The sequence below is a fragment of the Streptomyces aurantiacus genome, from assembly GCF_001418335.1.
Lineage (GTDB): Bacteria > Actinomycetota > Actinomycetes > Streptomycetales > Streptomycetaceae > Streptomyces > Streptomyces aurantiacus.
In genome coordinates, this window is record NZ_LIPP01000053.1 from 1 (window position 1) to 22,810 (window position 22,810).

The window sequence follows — 22,810 nt, forward strand, 5'->3', positions numbered from 1 at the left end:
GGTCGTCCCTCTCCGCCGCCGCCTCGCGCTCGGCGTCCTCCTGGTCCTCCTGCTCACGTTCCGCATGGACCTTGTCGGCCTTGGTCGGCGGCGGAGAGGGACGACCCGGGTACCGATGACTCCCCGCCCGTGCCGGGCGCCGAGGAGGAGGCCGCGGAGCAGGGCCGCCGTACGGAGAGCGAGCTCGACCCCGAGGAGAAGTCCGAGCCGAAGCCCGCGCCGGGCGTCGCCTCCAGGGACCCCAAGCAGGGCGACGACCCGAAGGCCGGTCCGGTCGCCGCCGAGGTCACCGTGCAGGAGGCCAAGGACCGTTCGAAGGAGACCGGCGGCAATACGGCCGAGCAGGCCGCCAAGGAGGAGAAGGGCACGCCGACCGCGGGCGGTCCGGGCGACAAGGCGTCGGGCGGCTCCAAGGACTCCGCGCAGGCCCGCTCCGACACGTCGGCCTCCGCGTCCCCGGCGGACTCGGCGAAGGCCGAGGTGTCCCCCGGCCCGCAGGAGTCGAAGGGGCCCCAGGACCAGGGCGGGAGCGGCACTTCGGACGGTTCGGCGTCGGGCGGCGGGACGACCGCCACCGACGCCGACAGCTCGGCCGATACCGATGCGACACCGTCGTCGGACTCGACGGCCGGCCGGCCTTCATCGGACGGCGGCAACCCCCGCTCGCCAGCAGGGAGTTCAGGCTCACGTACGGAGGAGCAGAAGGAGCCGGCTCCGCAGCCGGAGAGCAGGGCGGACAGCACGGCCGAATCCGGGGGCGGGGACGACTCCGGCTCCAGGGCCGCTCCGGCGGCTGCGCGCGGTGGTGGTGGCAGCGGTGGTGGTGGCAGCGGTGGCGGTGGCGGGTCGAAGGGCGGAGGCAAGGGGAGCGCGTCCAAGGGGAAGAAGGCGTCCAAGGCGACGCCGAACCTCTCCGGTGTCTCCCCCGAGGAGGGCCTCTCCGCCGCGTCGAACCTCAAACCGCACCAGGCCGTCGAGGCGATGGACAGCGTCGGCGGCGCCGTGGACAAGGACGTCGGCAAGGAGCACAGGCAGCTGGCGTCCAGGCCGCCCGCCATGGACCGCCCCTCCGGTGCCCCGAGGACCCTGCACGGCGCGCCGGACTCCGAGGAGGCGGCGCAGTACAACGAGGACAAGGCCGGCCGGGCCGATGACGCGAAGGACGAGAAGGCCGAGGTCAAGGGCGAGAAGAAGCCGGAAGGCAAGATCGACGCCGAGGAGATGGAGGAGCCGGACTTCTTCGACCAGGTCGGGATGATGGCCGGTTACGTCATCGGCGGCATCGGCGACTGGCTCGGCTTCGATGTGACGGCGGAGGACCTGGCCGCGCAGTTCGCCGGGATGCCCACCAAGGACGAGGCCATGAAGGAGGCGCAGAACGGCACCGCGCCGGGCGTCGACATGAAGGGTCAGGCCGAGGACAAGACCGACGAACAGGGCGGCAACACCGACGACAAGAGCCAGGAGGCCGCCGAGACCGGCGCCGACGACGCCGGTCGCAGGATGGGCGAGGACCAGATCTACCCGGACGCGCCGAAGGAACGGCTCGAAGGGAAGGTGCCGGCCCAGCAGGGCGGCAAATCCCAGGTCGGCGGCGGTGGTGCGAGTACGGGTGCGGTGCCTCCCGAGGCGGCCTCGGAAGTGGCCGAGCACGAGCGGAAGCCACAGTTCAAGCAGGCACTGAGCGACGGCCGTCAGGACATGGGCAAGGGCCGGGAGAAGAAGACTCAGGACACCCGCACGTCCCAGGACAAGCACAAACGGCAGGTGGACAAGGAAGTCCTGGCCAACACCAAGGAGCAGACGGGCAAGCGCGAGGGCGTCCTGACGGACGTGGACAAGCAGCGCGCCGACTGGACCAGGGACCAGGACGAAGAGCTGAAGAAGCTCGGCACGAAGAAGTCCGACCGCGAGACGAAGATCCGTGACGACGTCAAGAAGGAGGAGGAGGACACCGACAAGGACGTCGGCAAGGAGAAGGAGACCAGCGACAAGGACATCAAGGACAAGGGGAACAAGGCCGAGGAGGAGGCAGGGAAGAAGAAGGACGAGAGGGTCGACGACTCCAAGGGCTGGCTCTCCAAGACGCTCGACTGGATCAAAGAGAAGTTCATCGAGCTGCGGGACAAGATCGTCCAGATCATCAAGGACGCCCGTGAAGCGATCGTCGGGGCGCTGAAGAGCTTCAAGGAGACGGTCGAGGGCTGGATCAACGCGGCCCGCAAGGGCATCGTCGAGATGATCAGGAAGTTCATCGAGGACCTGATCCAGTTCGTCACGGACCTGGTGAGAGCGGTCATCGAGATCGCCCGCCGCATACGCAAGTTCGTCACGGATCTCATCAAGGCGGCGATCGCGCTCGTCAACAGTCTCGCCACCCGGCTGAGGCAGATCATGAACGATCTGCTGGAGTCCATCGCGAAGCTGCTCAGCGACATCCTGAACGTCCTGAAGAAGATGCTCCTGGACGTCCTGAAGGCGTGCAAGGACGCCCTCAAGGCGGTCCTCGACTTCGCGACGAAGTTCATCGCGGCCTTCGGCGAGTTCATGCTGATCCTGGTCGACATCCTCTCGGACCCGGGCGGCTGGCTGAGCGGCGCGAAGAACTCCGCCTACGACGGCGCGAAGAACCACCTCTTCAACGAGGTGAAGAGTGCGGTCAAGCAGTGGTTCAACGACAAGGTCAAGGAGATCACCGGCCTGACCGAGGCCGTCTGGAACAAGCTGATGAAGGGCGGCTGGACCCTCGACAGGATCGCCAAGGAGGTGTGGGACGCGATCGTCCCCCAACTCCCGTTCATCATCGGCGAGATCGTCATCACGAAGGTCCTCGCGAAGCTGATCCCGGGCGCCGGCTGGGGTGCGGCCATCCTGGAGGCCATCCAGGCCGCGATCGGCTCACTGGGCGAGATCCTCAAGGCCATCGGCGCGGTCATCACCTGGCTCAAGTCGGTACGCGAGGGAGGCGCGGGCGTCCTCTTCGCCAAGGCGATAGCGGCGGGCATCGTCGTCCTGCTGGAAATGGCGTACGAGCTGATCCTCAGCGGCATCGGCAAGTACGTGTCGAAGGTGGGCAAGCGGCTGAAGGGCGTGGCCGCGAACCTGGGCAAGGACAAGGGTGGCGGCACGGACAAGGGGAAGGACGGCGCGGGCGACCCGCCGGCTTCCAACAAGGACAAGCCCTCGTCGACTCCCGAAAAGACGCAGACGCCCCCGTCCAGGGTCACGCCCCCGCCGAAGCCCAAGGACACGGGCGGACCCGGAAAGCCGAAGGACCAGAGCGCGCCTGCCAAGCCGAAGGACAAGGACGCACCGGGCAAGCCGAAGGACAAGGACGCACCGGCCAAGCCCCAGGACAAGAAGCCGGCGACGACGAAGCCCGGAAAGCCGGTGGACAAGGACACCGACACCCCGTCCCCCAAGCCGACGAGCCCCAAGGGCCCCACGAACAAGCCCGGCAAGGAAAACGGCAAGCCCGACGGCAAGAAGAACAACACCCCGAGCGACAAGTCCACGAAGCCGACGCCCCCGACGTCGAAGGACAAGAACGGCAATCCGAAGAACGAGAACAAGGACGAGAAGCAGGACACCCGGCCGACCCCGTCGCCCAAGTCGGCTGCCCCTACCCCCTCTCCCAGGCCCGACAAGATCGACGACCCGGGCGGTCCTGCCAAGGACAAAACCAAGGACAACGGGGGCAAGGGCCAGGATCCGGACGGCAACAAGGAGAAGCCCGACTCTGACGACAGCGCCAAAAGGGACGCGGACAGTCGAGACAAGGACGGCGACGGCAAGAAGGAAACCGACGGATCAGGTCGTAAGGACGGCGCTGAATCCGGCAGTAAAAGGAAGGATGACGAAAAGGGAGGAACGAGCGACAAGAAGAAACAGGAGGAGAAGGAGAACTCTCCCGAATCAAAGCAAGCTCAGCTTCAGAAGATCCTCGCTCGAATCAAGGCAATCGAAGATCCCAAGCTCAGGAAGGGAGTGCTGCGCGCCGGTCACATCCAGAGTCTCAATGCACTGCGCGTATGGTTCCGACTCAGCTCGCTCGTCCGCAAGGATCCACCCAATTTCTCAATCGTCGCCAAACTGAACCCGACTGGCACCGCGACACGCGGCGAGGAAGAATCCGGTGACTCCACACCGTCGGTTGATTGGAAAGACGCACCTCATCGCGATGCGAAGCTGCCGCCTGTAAAGTCCCCGGAATTTAGAAATAATGACCTCGCGTCAAGCTTTAAATCCGAGTATCTGAACAAGACATTCGCAAGTACCGGCGAATCGGCGGCGAAGGGTAAGTCGCCTGAGCCCCTCGGGTTTCGCTACCTCATCAAACATAAGATCAACACCGAGGTCAACGACTCCGAACGTTGGGATAGAACCCACCTGTTGCCGGACACGCTGGGTGGAACGGCGAGAAATCAGAACCTGGTCCCGGCGCGCCACTACCAGAACATGAAGCTGCGGCCGACAGAGAAGCCTGCCACCGATCACGTGAAGAAGGGTGGCCGGAATCTCGCCTGGTACAAGATAGAAATCGGCTACTGGTCCGAGAAGGCGGATTCGAATTATGGGCACAACGCCAACACTCGACCCCGGGGATTCCCCAGCACTATTAGCGCGAGCTGGGGCAAGCATCACCTGAAGCCACGTGAGACCGGGGAATTGACGGGACACTGGACGCCCGGTGCGGCCGAACCGGCATCTGTCTCGCTATCTCTTGAGAAACCCCCGATACCCCGCAACGAACCTGTGCTGGACGTCAACAGGGAGACTGACAAGCACCGCATGAAGCTCGCACTGACAGCATCGAAGGCCCAGGTGGAGGCGATCATTAGGCTTCGCCAAGTCCATCCGTTTGTCGATGAAATGGACATGGTGCAACGCATGAAGAAGGATCGTCCTCGGTTTAACCTGGCGAAGCTGGAGAGTCGCTTGATTGCGCTCGCTGACGATGATCGTTTGACTTTCTCCTGACATGTAGATCGAGGTAAGGAAAGCGAGAGAAATCATGGCAAAGGAGCTCACGTTGAGTGATCGTGCTCAGTTGGATTCCGTCAATGAGATCAAAGCGACCGGGGAATTTGATGTGCATTTCGAGCAGCGGCCGACAACATTTCCGATGTCATGGTTCGATCCCCTGTCGGACAGGAAAGCTGAATGGGCGGGTGTAATCCTGAGTCAGAAGCTGCAGGAGTGTGCATTAACTTTCACCTCTTTTTCCTGTTACTGGAATTCAAGAGATACTGAACTCGACCTATCCGGTGAATTTCACTTGCCTCACCTATTCAGATCCCTCATGGGCAACCCGCCGGAGTGCAACGACCTGGCATCTGAACGAGAAAGAAAGCTGCTCTCCCAGTTGCGATTGATTGATGCCGCCCCGCGCAGGGCGACCGGTGAGGCTACTTTTATTCGCATTGAGGCCCACAAGGAGAATCTAGAACTATGGCACCAGGATCGATACTTGTATGACGGGGGGAATAACTCTCAAGGATTTATTAAAATGGAGCTGGATCTCTGTGGCTACTTGACCATGCTGCGCATTACCAAGGGGACTTTCGGGTGGCAGCATCTTTTCGCTGACACTCTTCTTCGACACGAAGACTTCCGTCATCACGTCGCAAGTATCAAGAATATGCTCGATGTCTTCCCGGATACCTTCCCTGCCTATGACTACAGCGACCTACGTGCGCGCCTGGAGGCCCGCCGATGACCCGCTACGCCGACATCCCCAAGCCCATCCGCTCCGGAATAGTCGTGGTCGACCCCGACCGAGGCACCCCCCAGCGGATCATCGTGCTGCAGTTCAACCCCGACACCCTGGAACGCAGTCTCTCGCCCCAGTCCGCCGGCGGCAGCGGAGACTCCGGCGGCGGGGGGAGCGGGTCCGGGGACCGGAACGAGGCTCTGCGGCTCAAAGGGCCCGCCCAGGAGACCTGGAAGTTCACCGCCGAGATCGATGCCACCGATCAGTTCGAGGTCGCCGCCCCCGACGGCATCCACCCCCAACTCGCCACGCTCGAAATGCTCGTGCAGCCCACCACTCAGCAGATTCGTGACGCCTCGCGGTTGTCCCAGAAGGGGGCCATCGAGATCAGCCCGATCGAGATGCCGCTGACGCTGTTCACCTGGGGCAGCAAGCGCGTGATGCCCGTCCGGCTGACCGAGCTGTCCATCAACGAATCCGCCTTCGACGTCAACCTCAATCCGATCCGGGCCTCCCTCTCCATCGGGCTCAAGGTGCTCACCGTCAGCGACCTGCCCGCCGGCCACCGCGGCGCCGACCTCTACATGGCCCACCTCGCCCAGAAGGAACGCCTCGCGGCAGCGGCCCGCGGCGGCAGCCTCGGCGGACTCGGCCTCACGGCCGCGGGCACAGGCACCGTCGGCACCCTGAACGGAAGGGGCTGAGGCAGCAGCCATGGCAGACATCGAGCCCTACGAGAACGCCCTGGACGCGATCCCCGGCGCCCACCCCTACCCCCGTACCAGCCGCTACCACGACGCCGAGATCGGCGTACACCGACAGGCGGACGGCACCGAAGTCCGCTACACCAAGCGCCGGTTGCTGCCCCCGCTGCCCGAAGCGGGGGATGCGGGGAACGCGGAGGACGAGAGCCAGGACCACACCGTCAGCGGCGGTGAACGCCCCGACCTCCTCGGGCAGCGCTACTTCGGCGACCCCACCCAGTGGTGGCAGATCGCCGACGCCAACCCCGTACTCGACCCACGCGAGCTGACCGACGAGGCCGGCAAGGTCATCCAGGTACCGCTCGCCGGCGGCTTCCCGCGGTCGGACCGGGGGGACCGGCGTGTTTGACGTCCCCGTGGGGCAGGGCCCCGTCCACATCACCCTCCTCATGGGGCCCAAGCTCGCCCGCCCCGTCCCCGCCGAGGTCACCGAAGCACTGCTGTCCGCGCAGATCACCGCCACCGCCGGCGAACGCGGCGGCTTCCAGCTCGCCTTCGACCTCACCAAGAACGGGCTCATCAGCCGGCGGCTCCTGCCCGAAGGGTTCTTCGACCCCAAGACCCGGATCGTCGTCACCGTCACGGTCAAGGGCACCCCCGACGTGCTCCTCGACGGCCTGATCGTCCGGCAGGAGGTCGGCGCCAGCAACCAGCCCGGCCACTCCACCCTCACCGTCACCGGCGAGGACCTGACGCTCCTCATGGACCTGGAGGAGCGCACCGACCGCTACCCCAACCTCCCACCCTCCGAGCGCGTCCTCGCCATCCTGCGCCGCTACTCCGACTACGGCATCCGGCCCGACGTCTACACGGAGAAGGTGGCCCAGCCCCCGCACCAGGACCTCCGCGTGCACTACCAGACCGGCACCGACCTGCAGTACGTCACCGAACTGGCCCGCGCCAACGGCTACACCTTCTACCTGGAGCCGGGCCCCACCCCGAACCGGTCGTCGGCCCGCTGGGGCCCCGAGGTCCGCCTCGGCGTCCGCCAGCACGCCCTCAACGTCAACATGGACAACAACTCCACCGTCGACCAGCTGACGTTCTCGTACGACGGAACGGCGCGCGAGGAGCCGCAGGCCCGCTGGCAGGACCCGGGGACCCGGCACTCCACGCTCCTCCCGCAGCCACCGATCAGCCCCCTGCGCCCACCGCTCGGCAAGCGCCCCACACCCGCCCTCAAACGCCGCACCCTCACCGGCACCGCCAAGCAGCAGCGCGAACAGGCCGAGGCCGAACTCCTCGCCCGGGCGGCCGTGTCCGCCGACGTCATCTCGGGCTCGGGCTCCCTCGACGTCAACCGGCACGGCTACATCCTCCAGCCCCGCCAACTGGTCGGCGTCCGCGGCGCGGGACGGGCGTACGACGGCGACTACTACGTCAAGTCCGTCACACACAACCTGCGCCCCGGCTCCTTCCAGCAGAACTTCACCGTCTCCAGGGAGGGCCTGGAAGCCCGCAGCGCCTACGTCAGGCCCTGACCTTGACCCCGCACCACCCCACGCCTCACAGACCACACCTCGCAGACCACACACCAGGAGCAGTCCAGCATGGCGGCAACCGGCAATCGCTACCTCGGCAAGTTCCGCGGCCGGGTCGTCGACAACAACGACCCACTGCGCATCGGCCGCGTCACGGCCGAGGTCCCGGACGTCCTCGGTGATGAGCCCTCGACCTGGGCGCTGCCCTGCCTGCCCTTCACCGGGCCACAGGCGGGACAGTTCGTGGTGCCGCCGACCGGCGCCGGCGTCTGGGTGGAGTTCGAGCAGGGCGATCCCAGCTTCCCGATCTGGACGGGGTGCTGGTACGGGGCCGCCGAGGAGCTGCCGCCTGACGCGCGCCGCGAGTTGCAGGCGAACGCCGCGAACAAGCCGGTCGTCGTGCAGACACCCCTGGCGCACAAGCTCGTCATGAACGACACGCCCGGCACCGAGCAGGGAATCCTGCTCCAGGCCCAGGACGGCGCGTACATCCGCGTCACCAGGGACGCCGTGGTCATCGCGACCGGCGCCGGCGCCGAGGTCGTGCTGCGCGGCAACCAAGTGACGATCAACGAGGGCCAGTTGACCGTGCTCTCCAAGCGATAGGAAGACGGGGGACGATTCAAGTGTCCAGAGCGACAGGGGCGTCCGGGAGTCTGCTCGGCGCCGGAGCCGTGATCAGCTGCCCGCACGGCGGGCGCGCGAGCACCACCACCACAGCCACCTCCGCCGTGCTCATGGACGGCGTACCGGTCGCCACCGCCGGGCACGGCTACGTCGTCACCGGCTGCCCGCACACCGTCGACGGCGTGCCCGTGCCCTGCGTCTCCGTCCGCTGGACGGCCGACGGTGGGACAGGGGGGATGGACGGCACCGGCGGCAGCGGTGTCACCGTCGACGGCGCCGCCGTGCTGCTCGACACCTCCGCGGCCCAGTGCTTCACGGCGGCCTTCGTGCCGCAGGGCCCGCCCGTCGTCCAGGCCGCGCCGCGAAAGGTGACCGTCCGATGAGCCCACGCACCCGCCCAGGCGCCCGCCCGCGTTCCGACATCGCGTTCCCCTTCCGGGCCGACCGCCGGGGCCGTACCGCGCACGCGCGCCACGACGCACACGTCCGCGACCTCATCGAACAGGTGCTGTTCACCAGCCCCGGTGAGCGCGTCATGCGCCCCGACTTCGGCTGCGGACTGCTCGACCTGGTGTTCGCGCCCAACAGCCCCGAACTCACCAGCACCCTCGAACTGTCCGTGCAGGCCGCCCTGCAGCGCTGGCTCGGCGACCTCGTCGACGTGGAGGCCCTCGACGTGGCCGGCGAGGACGACACCATCCGGGTCCATCTCTCCTACGCCGTGCGCTCCACCGGGACGCGCCGCGACGACGTCTTCGAAGGGAGGGCCGCCGCATGAGCAGCACGGCCCCGACCACGACCGCCTCCCGGCGGAGCAAGGTGAGAGCCGCCCAGCTCAACGGAGTCGACGCCGTCGAGGTCAGCGACGACGGGCTCACCCTCACCGTCACCTTCCTCGGCAAGGCCCCGCACGGCCTGTGCGCCGAGAACGTACGCATCGACGGCGGCCGCCGCGTCACCAGCCCCACCAGTTCCACCGGCCCCACCGGTCCTACCAACCCCACCGACATCACCGCCGTGGACATCAGCGTCGAGCGCGAGGAGGACCCCGAGCTCGACGACCGGCTGTACGTCACCCTCGACCGGGCGGGCGACACCTCCCGCTACTGCCTCTCCCTGGTGGAGACCGACCCGTACGGGCGCCCGGGGACCGAACCCTTCCGAGGGTTCGACCAGCGCTACCACCGGGCCTCCTTCTCCTTCCGGCCGGACTGTCCGACGCCCTTCGACTGCGCGGACGGACCCGAGAGGGAACGGGACTTCCCCGCGGCACCCGTCGTCGACTACACCGCCCGTGACTACGACACCATCCGCAAACTGCTCCTCGACCGGCTCGCACTCACCACCCCCGACTGGATCGAGCGCAACCCCGCCGACCTGGGCATGACGCTCGTCGAGATGCTCGCCCACACCGGCGACCAGATCAGCTACCAGCAGGACGCCGTCGCCACCGAGGCGTACCTCGACACCGCGCGCCGCCGCGTCTCGGTCCGCCGGCACGTCCGCCTCATCGACTACGCGATGCACGACGGCTGCAACGCCCGCGCCTACGTCACGGTGGAGACCGCCGGCGAACACACCCTGCTCCCGGGCACGTACCGCTTCGCCTCCGTCGACGTACGTGCCCTCGACCCGCACGACAGGCCGGAACCCGGCACGGTCATCGACGACGGGGACCTCGCCGAACTCGACGAGCGCGGCTCCGTCGAAGTCTTCGAACCGGTCGCGTCCGCCGACCCGCTGGAGCTGCGGGCCGCCCACAACGCGATCCGGCTGTGGAGCTGGGGCAGCGAGGTGCGCTCCCTGCCCAAGGGCGCGACCGCCGCGACCCTGCGCGACGAGTGGCGCGACCCGGAGACCTGCGAGGAACGCCGACTCGGGCTGCGGCCCGGCGACCTGATCGTCCTGGAGGAGGTGAAGGGGCCGCGCACCGGCACTCCCGGCGACGCCGATCCCACCCACCGGCAGGCCGTACGGCTGACCTCGGTCACCCCTGCCGTCGACCGGATCGAGGACCAGCCGGTCCTGGAGGTCACCTGGGCCGCCGAGGACGCGCTGCGCTTCCCGCTGTGCCTCGCCACGCGCGGCGGACGCGACTGCGAGGCGGTGGAGGACGTGACGATCGCCCGGGGCAACGTCGTCCTCGTCGACCACGGCCGCTCACTGAACTGGTGCGGCGACGGCCTCCCGGAGACGGTGACCGTGCCGCCCGCCCCCGCCGTCGTCGGCTCCTGCGCCGCCCCGGCGTTCGGCTGCGCCGACCGCGACGAGGGCAACGCACCCGCCCGCCTCATCAACTCCCTGACGGACAAGGCGGAGTGCGGCGACCCGCTCACCCCCGACGACGTCCGCGAGCTGTTCGACGTCGTGGGCGAGGCCGCGACCGTACGTGCCGGTCTCGGCCTGGAACTCACCGGCCGGCGGCACGGACGCGGCGGTACGGGGGAGGCGGGACGGGTCGTGCCCGGCACCGCGTACGCCCAGGCCGCGGCCCTGCGCACCCTGCTCGCCCAGTCCGTGTACCCGGGCATCGCACCCCGTTTCCGGCCGCTCCTCGGCCGCTCGCCCGTCACCCAGGCCGTGCCCTTCCCCGACCCCAGGGCCGTCGCCACCGGCCAGGCCGAGCGGCTCGCCGCCGTCCCGGGCCGGGTCGAGCAGCGCCTCACCGAACTGTGGCGCAGCGCCCGCGACCGCGACGGGCTCGGCGAAGGGGAGATCGCCGAACTCACCGTGCTCTACGGCCTGAAGGTCCTGGAGCGACTCGAACTGCGCCGCCACCCGGTACGCGCCCTACGTGAACTCCTCTTCCGCAGCGACCGGTTGCTCGACGCGAAGCTCCGGCGCGTCGAGGTGCTCGCGGCGCGGGCCCGCGCGGGTACGGTCCTCGACGGGCACATCGCCTGGGAGATCGCACACAGTTGGGGCCCCGCGTACGCGGACGGGCTGCACCCGGACGAGCAGGTCCTGCGCGGCCCCGCCACGGCGGCGCTGCGTCACGACCCGCGCCAGGCACTCCCCGCTGTCCGGCTCCACGACGGCGACCTGACCTGGGAGCCGCGCCGCGATCTGCTCGACAGCACCGCCCGTGACCGGCACTTCGTCGGCGAACTGGAGGACGACGGACGCCTCGCCCTGCGCTTCGGCGACGGCCGCCACGCCGCCCGGCCTGCCCCCGGCACGCGGCTCGAACTCCGCTACCGGCTGGGCGGCGGCATCGCGGGCAACGTGGGCGCGGAAGCCATCAACCACCTGGTCGTCTGCGACGACGGCAACGGCAACGGCAATCACGACCACGACCACGAGGAACCGCCGGTGGCCGGTGTGCGCAACCCGCTGCCCGCCGTGGGCGGCACGGAGCCCGAACCGGTCGAGCAGGTACGCCAGTTGGCCCCACTCGACCTGCGCCGCACCCGCCTGCGCGCCGTCACCGCGGACGACTACGCGGCCCTCGCCTCCGTCCTGCCCGGCGTCCAGCGGGCCGCCGCCACGATCCGCTGGACCGGCAGCGGCCGGGAAGCCCACGTCGCCGTGGACGCGTACGGCGACGGGGCACCCTCGGCGGCGCTGCTCGCCGAGGTCACCCAGGCCCTGGAGGCGTACCGGCGCATCGGCCACGACCTCGTGGTCGGCGCGGCCCGCCAGGTGCCGCTCGACATCGCGCTGCGGGTCTGCGCCAGGCCCGGCCACCAGCACGGGCAGATCCTGGCCGAGCTGTACCGCGTACTCGGCCGGGGCCGCCTGCCCGGCGGGCGGCTCGGCTTCTTCCACCCGGACGCGCTCACCTTCGGCGAACCGGTCAGGATCAGCCGCCTGGTCGCCGTCGCGGCGGCCGTGCCGGGCGTCGAGAGCGTCCACGTCACCCGCCTGCGAAGGCTGTTCCACGAGGACCGCGGAGAGAGGGAGGACGGCGTGCTGCGGCTCGGCCCGCTGGAGGTCGCCACCTGCGACAACGACCCCGACCGACCGGAGAACGGCCGGTTGGCGATATCCCTCGGAGGCGCCCGATGAGCGACGACGACCGCAACGACTGCACCTGCGGCGGCGCGTGCGGCGGTCATGACGAGCGCCTCGCCCCCGCCCCGCTCCACAACCCTCCCGGCCGCACCGCCCTCGACTACCGCGTGGGCGAGTACGGCTCCTTCCTGGCCGCCCTGCGCGACCGGCTCGCCTCACCCGCGTACCCGGCGCTCGGAGGCCTGACCGTCCGCACCCCGGACGACCCGGCGATCGGCCTGCTCGACGCCACCGCCGTCCTCGGCGACCTGCTCACCTTCCACTCCGAGCGGATCGCCGACGAGGCCTATCTGCGTACGGCCGACGAGTACCGCTCGCTGGCGCTGCTCGGCCGGCTGGTCGGTCACCGGCCGCGTCCGGGCGTCGCCGCCGCCACCCATCTGGCGTACAGCCTCGAACGCGATCCGCGCGCCGAGACCCTGCCCGTGGTGATCCCGCGGGGCGCGCGCAGCCACAGCGTGCCCGCGTCCGCCGACGAGGAGTCGCAGACCTTCGAGACGAGCCGCGACCTGACGGCCCGCTGGGACTGGAACGAGCTGAAGGTCCGGCGCCGCCGCCCCTCCCTCGTCACCCCGCAGGACCTGGAACGCCGGTCCGAGCTCTTCGTCGAAGGCACCGCCAACTCCCTCGCGGTCGGCGACCCGTTGCTGTTCGTCTTCGGTGAACAGGCAGGCGCGCAGCGGCTGCTGCTGCCCGTGGCGAGCGTCCGCATCGACCGGGACGACGAGATCACCGCGATCGGTCTGCCCCGGTCGGCCCCGCCCACCTTCAGGGAACTCGTCGATGAGGTACGCCGCTGGACCGCCGAGCCCGCGGCCCCCGGCGAGCCCGGCGAGGAACCGCCCACCCCGGAGGTGCCCAACCCGCGCCCCGTCAGCCGCCTGATCGAGGACTTCGACGACCAGGTCCTCGCCCCACTGCGCGCCGACCTGGACGCGATCGGCACGCCGGAGAGCCTCGCGGCCCGGCTCGCCGAGCCCGTCGCCCGCCTCGGCGAGGCCCAGGTCCTCGCGACACCGTACGACGACGTGGCGGCCTGGTTCGAACAGCTGGAGGCCGTACTGGCCGAACTCGCCGAGCGCGCACTGGAGTTGGCCCCCTCGCAGCCGGTGCCTCCACCGGACGACCAGGACCCGACGGCAGCAGCGGGCCGGGACCGGACGGCAGCAGGAGACCAGGCCCCCGCCACGGCAATGGCGGCGGCCCAGATTCAGGAACCGGCCTCGGCCTCGGCAACCGGCCGTCGCGCCGCCGCCCTGGACGCCCTCGGCACCGTCCTGCCCGCTCTCCGCGCCCGCGGCCGGGCACCCGCACCCTCCACCGGGGCCGGGCCCCGGCGCCCGGGCGCGGACACGGCCCGGCTGCTCTCGGTCCTCGACCCCGGTCTGACCGGCCTCTACCCGGCCTGGCGCACGGCCGCCGCGCCCGGCACCCCGCAGCTCCTGCGCGAGCTCCTCGCCCTGCGCGTGACCGCCGCACCCTTCGGCGCGATGGCCCCGCTCAAGCCCGTCCAGGACGACCGGGGCCGGGTCATCCGCACCGCGGACTGGCCGCTCACCGGCGCCGTCCTCGTCAGCATGCGCGTCGTGTTCGACACGGCGGGCAGGACCCCGGTACGGGCGGAGTTCCAGTACGTCGAGGGCAGCAGCTCCGACCAGCGCGCCGAGAACCTCCCGGCCACGACACCGGTCACCTTCCGCCTGGGCACCGGCGAGGTGGACCTGTCCACCCCCGCGGACCGGCCGCCGGGCGTCACCGCGGTGCTCCGTTCCGGCCTGCCCGAGCGGACGCTCACCGTGTCCCGCCCCGACGAGGACGGCCTGGTCCAGGTGGGCGTGGACAACGGCACCTCCGAACAGGTCACCCTGCGACCGGGCGTCCCCGAGCGGTTCACGCACGGCGAGTACGAGGTCAGCCTCACGTACACCGTGGGCAGCGCCGCCCCGAACGTGGAAGTGGTCATCGCCTCCAAGCCGGCGCCCGCGAACCGCCGCGTCCTCCAGCTGGACTCGGTGCGCGACGGCATCACGGTCGGCAGCTGGGTGGCGATCCAGCGCCCCACCAAGGGAGCCGAGGGAGCCGAGGGAGCCGAGGGAGGCATCCCGGGCGACGCGCGCCTCGCGTACGTCACCACGAAGGTCGTGGCGGCGCGGACGGCCGCGTACACCAACTACGGCATCACAGGCCGGGGCACCGAACTCGTCCTGGCCGACCCGTGGCTCGACGAGTTCGACGTCCTGCTCTCGCACATCCGCGACACCACCGTCCACGCGGCGGGCCAGCCGCTGCGCCCCGCCGACGAACCGCTCGGCGAGGACGTGCACGGCAACGAGATCGAACTCGCCGAGCTGTACGACGGGTTGCGGCCCGGCCGCACACTGATCGTCGAGGGGGAGCGCGGCGACCTGCCCGGCACGGCCGCCGTACGGGCCACGGAGGTCGTCACCGTCGCCACCGCCGAGCCCGCGATCGACCCCCGGCTCCCGGGCGACCACGTCCACACCGAGCTGACGCTCACCGCGGACCTCGCCCACCGCTACCGCCGCGCGAGCGTGCGCGTCCTCGGCAACGTCGTCGAGGCGACACACGGCGAGACCCGCGACGAGGCGATCGGCGGCGGCGACTCGGACCGCGTGAACCAGACGTTCGCGCTCTGGCAGGCGCCCCTCACCTGGCTCGCCGACGACAACCCCCTCGGCGCCGCCCCCGTCCTGGAGGTCAGGGCCGACGGCGTGCTCTGGCACGAGGTCGACAGCCTCGCGGGGCGCGGCCCGCGCGACCGCGTCTACATCACCGGCACCGCCGCCGACGGCCGCACCACCGTGACCTTCGGAGACGGCGTCCACGGCGCCCGCCTGCCCAGCGGCCACGAGAACATCCGCGCCCGCTACCGCTTCGGCACCGGCAGGGCCGCCAATGTCGCCGCAGGACGCGTCACCCAGGCCCTCACCAGGCCCCTGGGCGTCTCCGCGGTCACCAACCCGCGCCCGGCCACCGGCGGTGCCGACGCGGACGGACCCGCCCTGACCCGGCGCACCATCCCACTCGCCGTCTCGGCCCTCGACCGGCTGGTGTCGGAGAGCGACTACGAGGATTTCGCCCGCTCCCGGGCCGGCATCGGACGGGCCGCCGCACGCGAACTCTTCGACGGCCGGCGGCGGGTGCTGCACGTCACGGTCGCCGGCACGGACGACGTGCCCCTCGCGGGCGACGGCGGCGACTCGCCGCTGCTGGACGCCCTGCGCGGCGCGCTCACCGAGTACGGCGACCCGAACCTCCCGGTCCGCGTGGACGCCCGTGAACTCGTCGCGCTCCTCGTGTCCGCGAAGGTGAAGGTGGCGCCCGACCACACCTGGGAGATCGTCGAACCCCGGCTGCGCCAGGCCCTGCTACGTCGACTCGGTTTCGAGGGAAGGGAGTTGGGGCAGCCCGCCCGGCTCTCCGACATCCTGGCCACGGCCCACCAGGTGCCCGGTGTCGACTACGTGGACGTCGACGTGTTCACCGGCGTGCCCGCCTCCACGACCGCCGAGGAGCTCACGCGGCTCCTCGCGAACCCCGGCCTGCCGAGGGCATCGGTCCCGGCGCGTGCGGCGACGTACGACGAGAAGACCCACACCGTCCGCGCGAAGGACGGCGAGACGCTGTCGGAGATCTGCGCCCGGTACGGCGTCCCGCTCGCCGAACTCCTGCGCCTCAACCCCGACATCGCCGACACCCGCCGCCTGGCGAAGGGCCGTTCGGTGTACGTCTTCCGCGGCATCCGCCCGGCCCAGCTCGCGCTGCTGTCGCCGAAGGCCGCGGACACCCTGATTCTGACGGAGGTCAAGTGATGTCCAGGGAACCGGACGGACTCGCCGAGCTGCTTCCCCAGTGGCACCGGCTGCGGGACGCCCAGGAGGGCGAACCCCTGCGCGCCCTGCTCGCGGTCATGGCGGAGCAGCTCGACCTCGTACGGGACGGGGTCGAGCAGGGCTACGAGGACCTGTTCGTCGAGACGGCGGCGCCCTGGGTGCTGCCGTACCTCGGCGACCTCGTCGGCTACCGCACGCTGCCCGGCTACGAGAGGGTGCTCACCACCGGGCTGCGCGGCGGGAGTCCGGCCGCGCTCACGGAAGCCGTCGCACCACGCGCGGACGTCGCCGCCACGGTCGCCAACCGCCGCCGCAAGGGCACCCTCCATCTCCTCGAAGAACTCTCCGACGACGTGGCCGACTGGCCGGCCCGCGCCGTCGAACTCTCCCGCCACGTCGCCCACCAGCAGCCGGTGAAGCTCTACGGCGGTACCGGGGGAGCCCCGCACGGCCGCGGCATCCGCGGGCGGCTCGCCGACATGAGGGACGGCGCCGCGCTCGACCTGGCGGGCGGCCCGTTCGGCGAGGTGGCCCGCTCGGTGGACGTCCGCAGAGCCGACTCCCGCCACCGGCAGGGTGGTTGGACCCCGGCCGGCGTAGGACTCTTCGTATGGCGGCTGAAGGCGTACTCGCTGACGTCGTCGCCCGCCTACTGCGTCGACCGGGCCCGCAACCTCTACACCTTCTCCATCCTCGGCAACGACACCCCACTGGTCACCAGGCCGGTCCCCGAGCCCTCACCCACCCACATCGCCGCCTTCGACAACGTGCCGGACCTCATCCGCCGCCGCCGGCTCCACGACCGCCTCGCCGACCACTACGGCCCCGGCAAGAGCTTCGTCATCCGGCGCGACGGCGAGGACGGGCCCGTGCCGCCCTCCGACATCGTGGTCGCCGACCTGTCGGACTGGCGCTACCGGCCCAAGCGCGGCCAGGTCGCGGTCGACCCGGAGCTCGGCCGGATCGCCTTCGGCGCACGGACCGCGCCCCGCAAGGGCGTCTGGGTCGACTACCACTACGCGTCCGGCGCCGACCTGGGCGGCGGCGAGTACGTACGCGACCGCGAGCCGCGCCCCGACGCCACCGTGTTCCGGGTCGGCCCCGGCGAGAGCCACCGGCAGATCATGGACGCCTACCGGGCCTGGCAGCACGACCGCCGGGCGGGCCGCTGCGGCCCCGAGGGCATCATCGAGATCACCCACAGCGGCGCCTACCAGGAACAGCTGGACTTCGACCTCGACCCGGGCGACCGCCTCGAACTGCGCGCCGCCGACGGCACCCGCCCCGTCATCCGGCTGCTCGACTGGTACAGCAACCGTCCCGACGCACTCAACATCCGCGCCCTGTCGGACGACTGCGCCCCGGGGGAGCGGCCACGGATCGTGCTCGACGGGCTGCTCGTCACCGGCCGCGGCATCAACGTCACCGGCCCGATGGGCGCCGTCGTCGTACGCCACTGCACGCTCGTGCCCGGCTGGTCCCTGGAGCCCGAGTGCGACCCCCACTCGCCGGACGAGCCGAGCATCGTCCTGGAGCGCACCACCGCGTGCCTCCAGATCGAGCACAGCATCCTCGGCACCATCGAGGTCATCGGCGACGAGGTCTCCGAGGAGCCCCTCGACATCCACCTGCGCGACAGCGTCCTGGACGCCACCGCCGACGACCGCGAGGCGCTCTCCGCCCCCGACTGCCGGCACGCCCACGCCGTCCTGCACCTGCACCGCACCACCGTGATCGGCGAGATCCACACGCACGCGGTCCGCATCGCCGAGAACTCCGTCTTCACCGGACGCCTCCACGTGGCCCGCCGCGGCATCGGCTGCCTGCGCTTCTCGTACGTCCCCACCGGATCGCGTACGCCCCGCAGGTACCGCTGCCAGCCGGACCTGGCGGGCCCCGGCCGGGCGTCCCGCGTACAGCCGCGGTTCACGTCCCGGCGCTACGGGACGCCCTGGTACGGGCTGTGGGCCGACGGCAGCCCCGAGGAGATCCGGCGCGGCGCGGAGGACGGCGCCGAACTGGGCGCCTTCCACGACCTGTACCGGCCCCAGCGCGAGGACAACCTGCGGGCGCGGCTCGCGGAGTACACGCCGGCGGGCACGGACGCGGGGATCTTCTTCGTGACGTAGACCCCGCTGAAGACCCGGCCGTGGCCGCCCGGCCCCACCCATCCCACGACTTCGTGAACCCGCACTTCCGACCAGGGGGACACCCTTCATGCACGCAGACCTCTCCCGCTCCACCTTCCGCCCGGAGCGGCACTACTCCGCGGTCGTGGTCCAGCAGGGCCGCGTCCAGCTCGACGCGGACGCCAACGAACAGACCGCGATCCAGCTCCATCAGGCCCGCGCCCTCACCGCGGACCTGATCGGACCGCACGGCGGACCGCGTGACGCGGCCGGCTTCCGCGTCGAGTACGTGGGCGGCCGGCACGACATCGACACCCTCCACATCCACGGCGGCCGGTACTACGTCGACGGCATCCTGTGCGACGCGGACCGCCCGGCCGCAGGGGTTCCCGTCCCGGCCGAGGCCGACGAGAACGACAAGGGCGACGAGAAGGACGACGGCGCGCAGGCGGCGGGTCAGGCGGCGGGTCAGGCGACCGCGCACTGGACCTACTGGGACCAGCCGGACGGCTTCCGGGACCCGGAGAAGCCCGGCGACCGGCTGCCCTCGCCCGCCCAGGCACCGTTCGTCGCCTACCTCCACGTGTGGGAACGCGTCGTCACCGCGGCCGAGGACCCGGCGCTGCGCGAGGTCGCCCTCGGCGCGGCGATGCCGGACACCTCCGCCCGCGCCAAGGTCGTCTGGCAGGTCCTGCCGCTGGCGCTCGCCGACCTGGAGGTCGAAGAAGCCGAGCCGTCCAAGGACACGGTCCGCGAGGCCTTCACCCGCTGGGCCGGGAAGCAGGCCGTCTCCTCGGCCCGCCTCGCCGCCCGCGCCGAGCGCCCCGGGCACGCCGACGAGGACCCGTGCCTGGTCAAGCCCGACGCCCGTTACCGCGGCCCGGAGAACCAGCTGTACCGCGTCGAGGTCCACGAGGGCGGCGCGGCGAAGGACGCCACGTTCAAGTGGTCCCGCGAGAACGGCTCCGTGGTCTTCCCGGTCGACGAACTCGACGGTACGTGGGTCCAGTTGGCGTCGCTGGGCCATGACGACAAGCTGGACCTGGACGTGGGCGACCGCGTGGAGTTCACGGACACGGCGTACGCCTCCCGCCTCGAACCGCTGCCCCTGCTGAGGGTGGAGGAACTGGACCTGCCCGGCCGCCGAGTACGCCTGTCCGCCGAGCCGGAGCCGGGCGTCGGACGGCTGCCGCACCTCAACCCGTTCCTGCGCCGATGGGACCACCACGAGGGCCCCCGGCACAAGGGCCGTACGACGACCCTGCGGGGCGGGGCGGTCCCGGTCACGGAGGGGGAGTGGCTCCCCCTGGAGGACGGCATCGAGGTCTACTTCGCCAAGGGCGGCGCCTACCGCACAGGCGACCACTGGACGGTACCCGCGCGCACGGCGACGGGCGGCGTCGAATGGCCCACGGACCGGGCCCGCAGGCCACTGCTCCGTTCCCCGGCCGGCATAGCCCGCCACTTCGCGCCGCTCGCCCTGGTCAAGGGCGAGTCCGGCGCCGTGGACCTGCGGCTCGCCTTCGCACCGCTGGCCGTCGACATCCCGGCGGCGGACGAGGCGACGCTCGCGGCGGAGGCCCGGGCCCGCCAGGAGGAACAGGAGGCGGAGGGCGACCCCTCCGGGGGCAGGTCACAGACCACCGCGGAGGCGGAGGCAGCCGTGGACGCCCAGGAAGGAGACAACTGATGGCGAAGCCCCTGACCGCATCGAAACTGGTGGAGATCCTGCGTGCGGAGGGCCTGACGGTCCACGAGGTCCGCAACTGGCGCACCCACAACCGCAACTCCAAGGGCGCCTGGGGTCCCATGAACGGCGTGATGATCCACCACACCGTCACGTCCGGCACCAGCGCCTCCGTCGACATCTGCTACGACGGCTACTCGGCGCTTCCCGGCCCCCTGTGCCACGGCGTCATCGACAAGAAGGGCCATGTCCACCTGGTCGGCAACGGCCGCGCCAACCACGCGGGGCTCGGCGACGGCGACGTGCTGCGCGCGGTGGTCAACGAGACGAAACTCCCGCCCGACAACGAGGCGGACACCGACGGCAACCGCCACTTCTACGGCTTCGAGTGCATCAACCTCGGCAACGGCAAGGACCCGTGGCCCGAGGTGCAGAAGGAGGCCATCGAGAAGGTCTCGGCCGCGATCTGCCGCGCCCACGGCTGGACGGAACGCTCCGTCATCGGCCACAAGGAGTGGCAGCCGGGCAAGGTCGACCCGCGAGGCTTCACGATGGACAGCATGCGAAGCCGCATCCGCGACCGCCTGAAAGGCAAGGTCGACGCCGACAAACCGGCCCCCGACCCGAAGCCCGCCCCCAAGCCGTCGTACGAGCCGTTCCCGGGCAGCGGCTTCTTCCACATCGGCCAGAAGTCCGCCGCGATCACGGCGATGGGCCGCCGCCTGGTGGCCGAGGGCTGCGGCCGCTACGAGAGCGGCCCCGGCCCCAACTGGACAGAGGCCGACCGCAAGTCCTACGCGGCCTGGCAACAAAAACTCGGCTACAAGGGCAAAGACGCAGACGGAATCCCAGGCAAAAAAAGCTGGGACACCCTAAAGATCCCAAAGACCAACTAGGGACACCGTTTTTGAGGGGGGCGGGGAACGGCGCGGTCTTTGGTTTTTAGGGGCGCGGGGAACTGCGCAATCTTTTAGGGGCGCGGGGAACTGCGCGACCAGCCACAACGCACCCGCACCCGCACCCGCACCCGCAACAACACACCGCATCCCCCCACCCCCAGCGAACCGCTCACGTGGGCGGATACGGCGGCCGAGCCGGAATCACACCCCCCGCCGAGGGCAACGGCAAAGCCACCGCCACCGGCAATGGTGGCAACGCAGTTTCATGCACCCAAGAAGCAAACAACTCATCCACCGGCTCCGCCGCATACCGAGCCACATGCGCGACAAACGCCGCGGTCGTCACCACCCCACCCCGATGCACAGCAGCCCACCCCCGCAGCATCCGAAAGAACGCCTCGTCCCCCAACGCACACCGCACCGCATGCAACACCAGCCCGCCCCGTTGATAGAGCCGGTCGTCGAACATCAGCTTCCGCCCCGGGTCGGACAACCGCAGATCCTGCGGCTGCCCGGCCAGCCCCCGGTGGGCAAGCCCCGCGAGCACCTGGGCCGGGCGCCCACCGGACCGCTCCGACCACAACCACTCCGCGTACTTCGCGAACCCCTCGTTCAGCCAGATGTGCCGCCAGTCGGCGATGCTCACACTGTTCCCGAACCACTGGTGCGCCAACTCGTGCGCCACCAGCCGCTCGGAACCCCGCGCCCCGTCCACATGGTTCGCGCCGAACAGCGAGAGCCCCTGCGCCTCCACCGGCACGTCGAGCTCCTCCTCGGTGACGACCACCGCGTACTCGCCGAACGGATACGGGCCGAACAGCTCCTCGAACAGCGCCATCATCGCGGGCTGCCGCGCGAAGTCCCGCGAGAACTCCGTCAGCAGCCGCACCGGAACGTGCCCCGTCTGCGGCACACCGCCGAGCCCCGGGTCGCCGAGCAGCACGGTCTGGTACTTGCCGATGGAAAGGCCGACCAGATAACTGGACGTCGGCGCCGACTGCTCGTACACCCAGGTCGTCGTGGACGCCTTCGGCGTACGCGTCAGCAGCCGCCCGCCCGCCACCACCGAGTACGCCGACGGCGTGGTGACGGCGATCTGGTACGAGGCCTTGTCGGCGGGCCGGTCGTTGCACGGGTACCAGGACGGCGCGCCCACCGGCTGGCTCGCCACCAGCGCCCCGTCCTCCAGTTCCTCCCAGCCGAGCCCGCCCCATGGGCTGCGTACCGGCTTGGGGTTGCCCGACCAGTGGACCTCCACGGTGAACGCGGCCCCGGCCCGGACCGGCTTCGCCGGGCGGATGCGCAGCCTGCCGCCCCGGTGCGTGTAGTGCGGCGTCCGCCCGTCGACCCGCAGCCGCCCGACGCGGAAGTCGGCGAGGTTCAGCTGGAACTCGGCGAGCGGCGACCGGCCCGCGATGGCGTTGAGGCGTGCGGTGCCGGAGAGCCGGTTGGGGCCCGGCCGGTAGTCGAGGGCGAGTTCGTACCGGTGGACCCGGTAACGGGGGTCGCCGTTCGCCGGAAAGTACGGATCCAGGTCCGCTCCCGCTGCCTGCTGCTGCCGAACCACTGAAGTGTCCGCTCCCTGCGCTGTGCTCGTACGACATGCCGGTGGTACCGCCCGGTGGCAGGTATCCCTCCCAGG

Annotated in this window: 15 protein-coding genes; 13 read left to right on the forward strand and 2 right to left on the reverse strand. The window is 70.5% G+C overall.

Annotated elements, in window-relative coordinates; all coding sequences use genetic code 11:
* Positions 1 to 53: 53 nt before the first annotated feature.
* Positions 54 to 1,022, reverse strand: a complete 969-nt coding sequence (locus tag AOK01_RS44345; protein ID WP_213862069.1) for a hypothetical protein — start codon at positions 1,020 to 1,022, stop codon at positions 54 to 56.
* Here AOK01_RS44345 and AOK01_RS08245 point away from each other — a divergent pair.
* The 13 genes from AOK01_RS08245 to AOK01_RS08305 all read left to right on the forward strand — a co-directional run bounded on the left by AOK01_RS08245 (position 1,003) and on the right by AOK01_RS08305 (position 21,165).
* Positions 1,003 to 4,980 (forward strand): hypothetical protein, encoded by a 3,978-nt coding sequence (locus AOK01_RS08245; protein ID WP_213862070.1) that lies wholly within the window; start codon positions 1,003 to 1,005, stop codon positions 4,978 to 4,980. The two genes, AOK01_RS44345 and AOK01_RS08245, sit on opposite strands and share 20 nt — an antisense overlap.
* A 34-nt stretch (positions 4,981 to 5,014) precedes the next feature.
* The gene (locus tag AOK01_RS43435) at positions 5,015 to 5,719 is read left to right on the forward strand and encodes a hypothetical protein (RefSeq protein WP_157871219.1); all 705 of its coding nucleotides are present in this window, start codon (positions 5,015 to 5,017) and stop codon (positions 5,717 to 5,719) included.
* Positions 5,716 to 6,417, forward strand: coding sequence for a hypothetical protein (locus AOK01_RS08255; protein ID WP_055510011.1), 702 nt, complete (start codon positions 5,716 to 5,718; stop codon positions 6,415 to 6,417). Before AOK01_RS43435 ends, AOK01_RS08255 begins: the two co-directional genes overlap by 4 nt.
* Positions 6,418 to 6,427: 10 nt before the next feature.
* On the forward strand, positions 6,428 to 6,826 hold the full coding sequence (locus tag AOK01_RS08260) for a LysM peptidoglycan-binding domain-containing protein (RefSeq protein WP_055510013.1): 399 nt from the start codon (positions 6,428 to 6,430) through the stop codon (positions 6,824 to 6,826).
* A complete protein-coding gene (locus tag AOK01_RS08265; RefSeq protein WP_055510015.1) occupies positions 6,819 to 7,958 on the forward strand; it encodes a hypothetical protein in 1,140 nt (379 codons plus the stop codon). Before AOK01_RS08260 ends, AOK01_RS08265 begins: the two co-directional genes overlap by 8 nt.
* 69 nt (positions 7,959 to 8,027) lie before the next feature.
* Positions 8,028 to 8,564 (forward strand): phage baseplate assembly protein V, encoded by a 537-nt coding sequence (locus AOK01_RS08270; protein ID WP_055510017.1) that lies wholly within the window; start codon positions 8,028 to 8,030, stop codon positions 8,562 to 8,564.
* 20 nt (positions 8,565 to 8,584) lie between these two features.
* On the forward strand, positions 8,585 to 8,968 hold the full coding sequence (locus tag AOK01_RS08275; RefSeq protein WP_055510019.1) for a hypothetical protein: 384 nt from the start codon (positions 8,585 to 8,587) through the stop codon (positions 8,966 to 8,968).
* Complete coding sequence (locus tag AOK01_RS08280; RefSeq protein WP_055510021.1) at positions 8,965 to 9,363, forward strand: GPW/gp25 family protein; 399 nt, start codon at positions 8,965 to 8,967, stop codon at positions 9,361 to 9,363. Before AOK01_RS08275 ends, AOK01_RS08280 begins: the two co-directional genes overlap by 4 nt.
* Positions 9,360 to 12,593: a putative baseplate assembly protein gene (locus AOK01_RS08285; protein ID WP_055510023.1), complete on the forward strand. Its 3,234-nt coding sequence runs from the start codon at positions 9,360 to 9,362 to the stop codon at positions 12,591 to 12,593. Before AOK01_RS08280 ends, AOK01_RS08285 begins: the two co-directional genes overlap by 4 nt.
* On the forward strand, positions 12,590 to 16,432 hold the full coding sequence (locus AOK01_RS08290; protein WP_055510024.1) for a putative baseplate assembly protein: 3,843 nt from the start codon (positions 12,590 to 12,592) through the stop codon (positions 16,430 to 16,432). The genes AOK01_RS08285 and AOK01_RS08290 overlap by 4 nt, the downstream gene beginning before the upstream one ends.
* Positions 16,432 to 18,582: a hypothetical protein gene (locus AOK01_RS08295; protein ID WP_055510025.1), complete on the forward strand. Its 2,151-nt coding sequence runs from the start codon at positions 16,432 to 16,434 to the stop codon at positions 18,580 to 18,582. Before AOK01_RS08290 ends, AOK01_RS08295 begins: the two co-directional genes overlap by 1 nt.
* Before the next feature lie 88 nt (positions 18,583 to 18,670).
* On the forward strand, positions 18,671 to 20,272 hold the full coding sequence (locus tag AOK01_RS08300; RefSeq protein ID WP_055510028.1) for a DUF6519 domain-containing protein: 1,602 nt from the start codon (positions 18,671 to 18,673) through the stop codon (positions 20,270 to 20,272).
* Positions 20,272 to 21,165: a peptidoglycan-binding protein gene (locus AOK01_RS08305; RefSeq protein WP_055510030.1), complete on the forward strand. Its 894-nt coding sequence runs from the start codon at positions 20,272 to 20,274 to the stop codon at positions 21,163 to 21,165. The genes AOK01_RS08300 and AOK01_RS08305 overlap by 1 nt, the downstream gene beginning before the upstream one ends.
* Before the next feature lie 172 nt (positions 21,166 to 21,337).
* Here AOK01_RS08305 and AOK01_RS08310 read toward each other — a convergent pair whose 3' ends face one another.
* Positions 21,338 to 22,735, reverse strand: a complete 1,398-nt coding sequence (locus AOK01_RS08310; RefSeq protein WP_079103257.1) for a M1 family metallopeptidase — start codon at positions 22,733 to 22,735, stop codon at positions 21,338 to 21,340.
* Between the last annotated feature and the right edge of the window lie 75 nt (positions 22,736 to 22,810).

Bases quoted from the DNA above. Each gene is read 5' to 3' on its own strand.
- AOK01_RS08290 (WP_055510024.1), top strand. From the start codon at position 12,590: ATGAGCGACGACGACCGCAACGACTGCACCTGCGGCGGCGCGTGCGGC.
- AOK01_RS08285 (WP_055510023.1), top strand. From the start codon at position 9,360: ATGAGCAGCACGGCCCCGACCACGACCGCCTCCCGGCGGAGCAAGGTG.
- AOK01_RS08280 (WP_055510021.1), top strand. From the start codon at position 8,965: ATGAGCCCACGCACCCGCCCAGGCGCCCGCCCGCGTTCCGACATCGCG.
- AOK01_RS43435 (WP_157871219.1), top strand. From the start codon at position 5,015: ATGGCAAAGGAGCTCACGTTGAGTGATCGTGCTCAGTTGGATTCCGTC.
- AOK01_RS08270 (WP_055510017.1), top strand. From the start codon at position 8,028: ATGGCGGCAACCGGCAATCGCTACCTCGGCAAGTTCCGCGGCCGGGTC.
- AOK01_RS08305 (WP_055510030.1), top strand. From the start codon at position 20,272: ATGGCGAAGCCCCTGACCGCATCGAAACTGGTGGAGATCCTGCGTGCG.
- AOK01_RS08295 (WP_055510025.1), top strand. From the start codon at position 16,432: ATGTCCAGGGAACCGGACGGACTCGCCGAGCTGCTTCCCCAGTGGCAC.
- AOK01_RS08255 (WP_055510011.1), top strand. From the start codon at position 5,716: ATGACCCGCTACGCCGACATCCCCAAGCCCATCCGCTCCGGAATAGTC.
- AOK01_RS08260 (WP_055510013.1), top strand. From the start codon at position 6,428: ATGGCAGACATCGAGCCCTACGAGAACGCCCTGGACGCGATCCCCGGC.
- AOK01_RS08300 (WP_055510028.1), top strand. From the start codon at position 18,671: ATGCACGCAGACCTCTCCCGCTCCACCTTCCGCCCGGAGCGGCACTAC.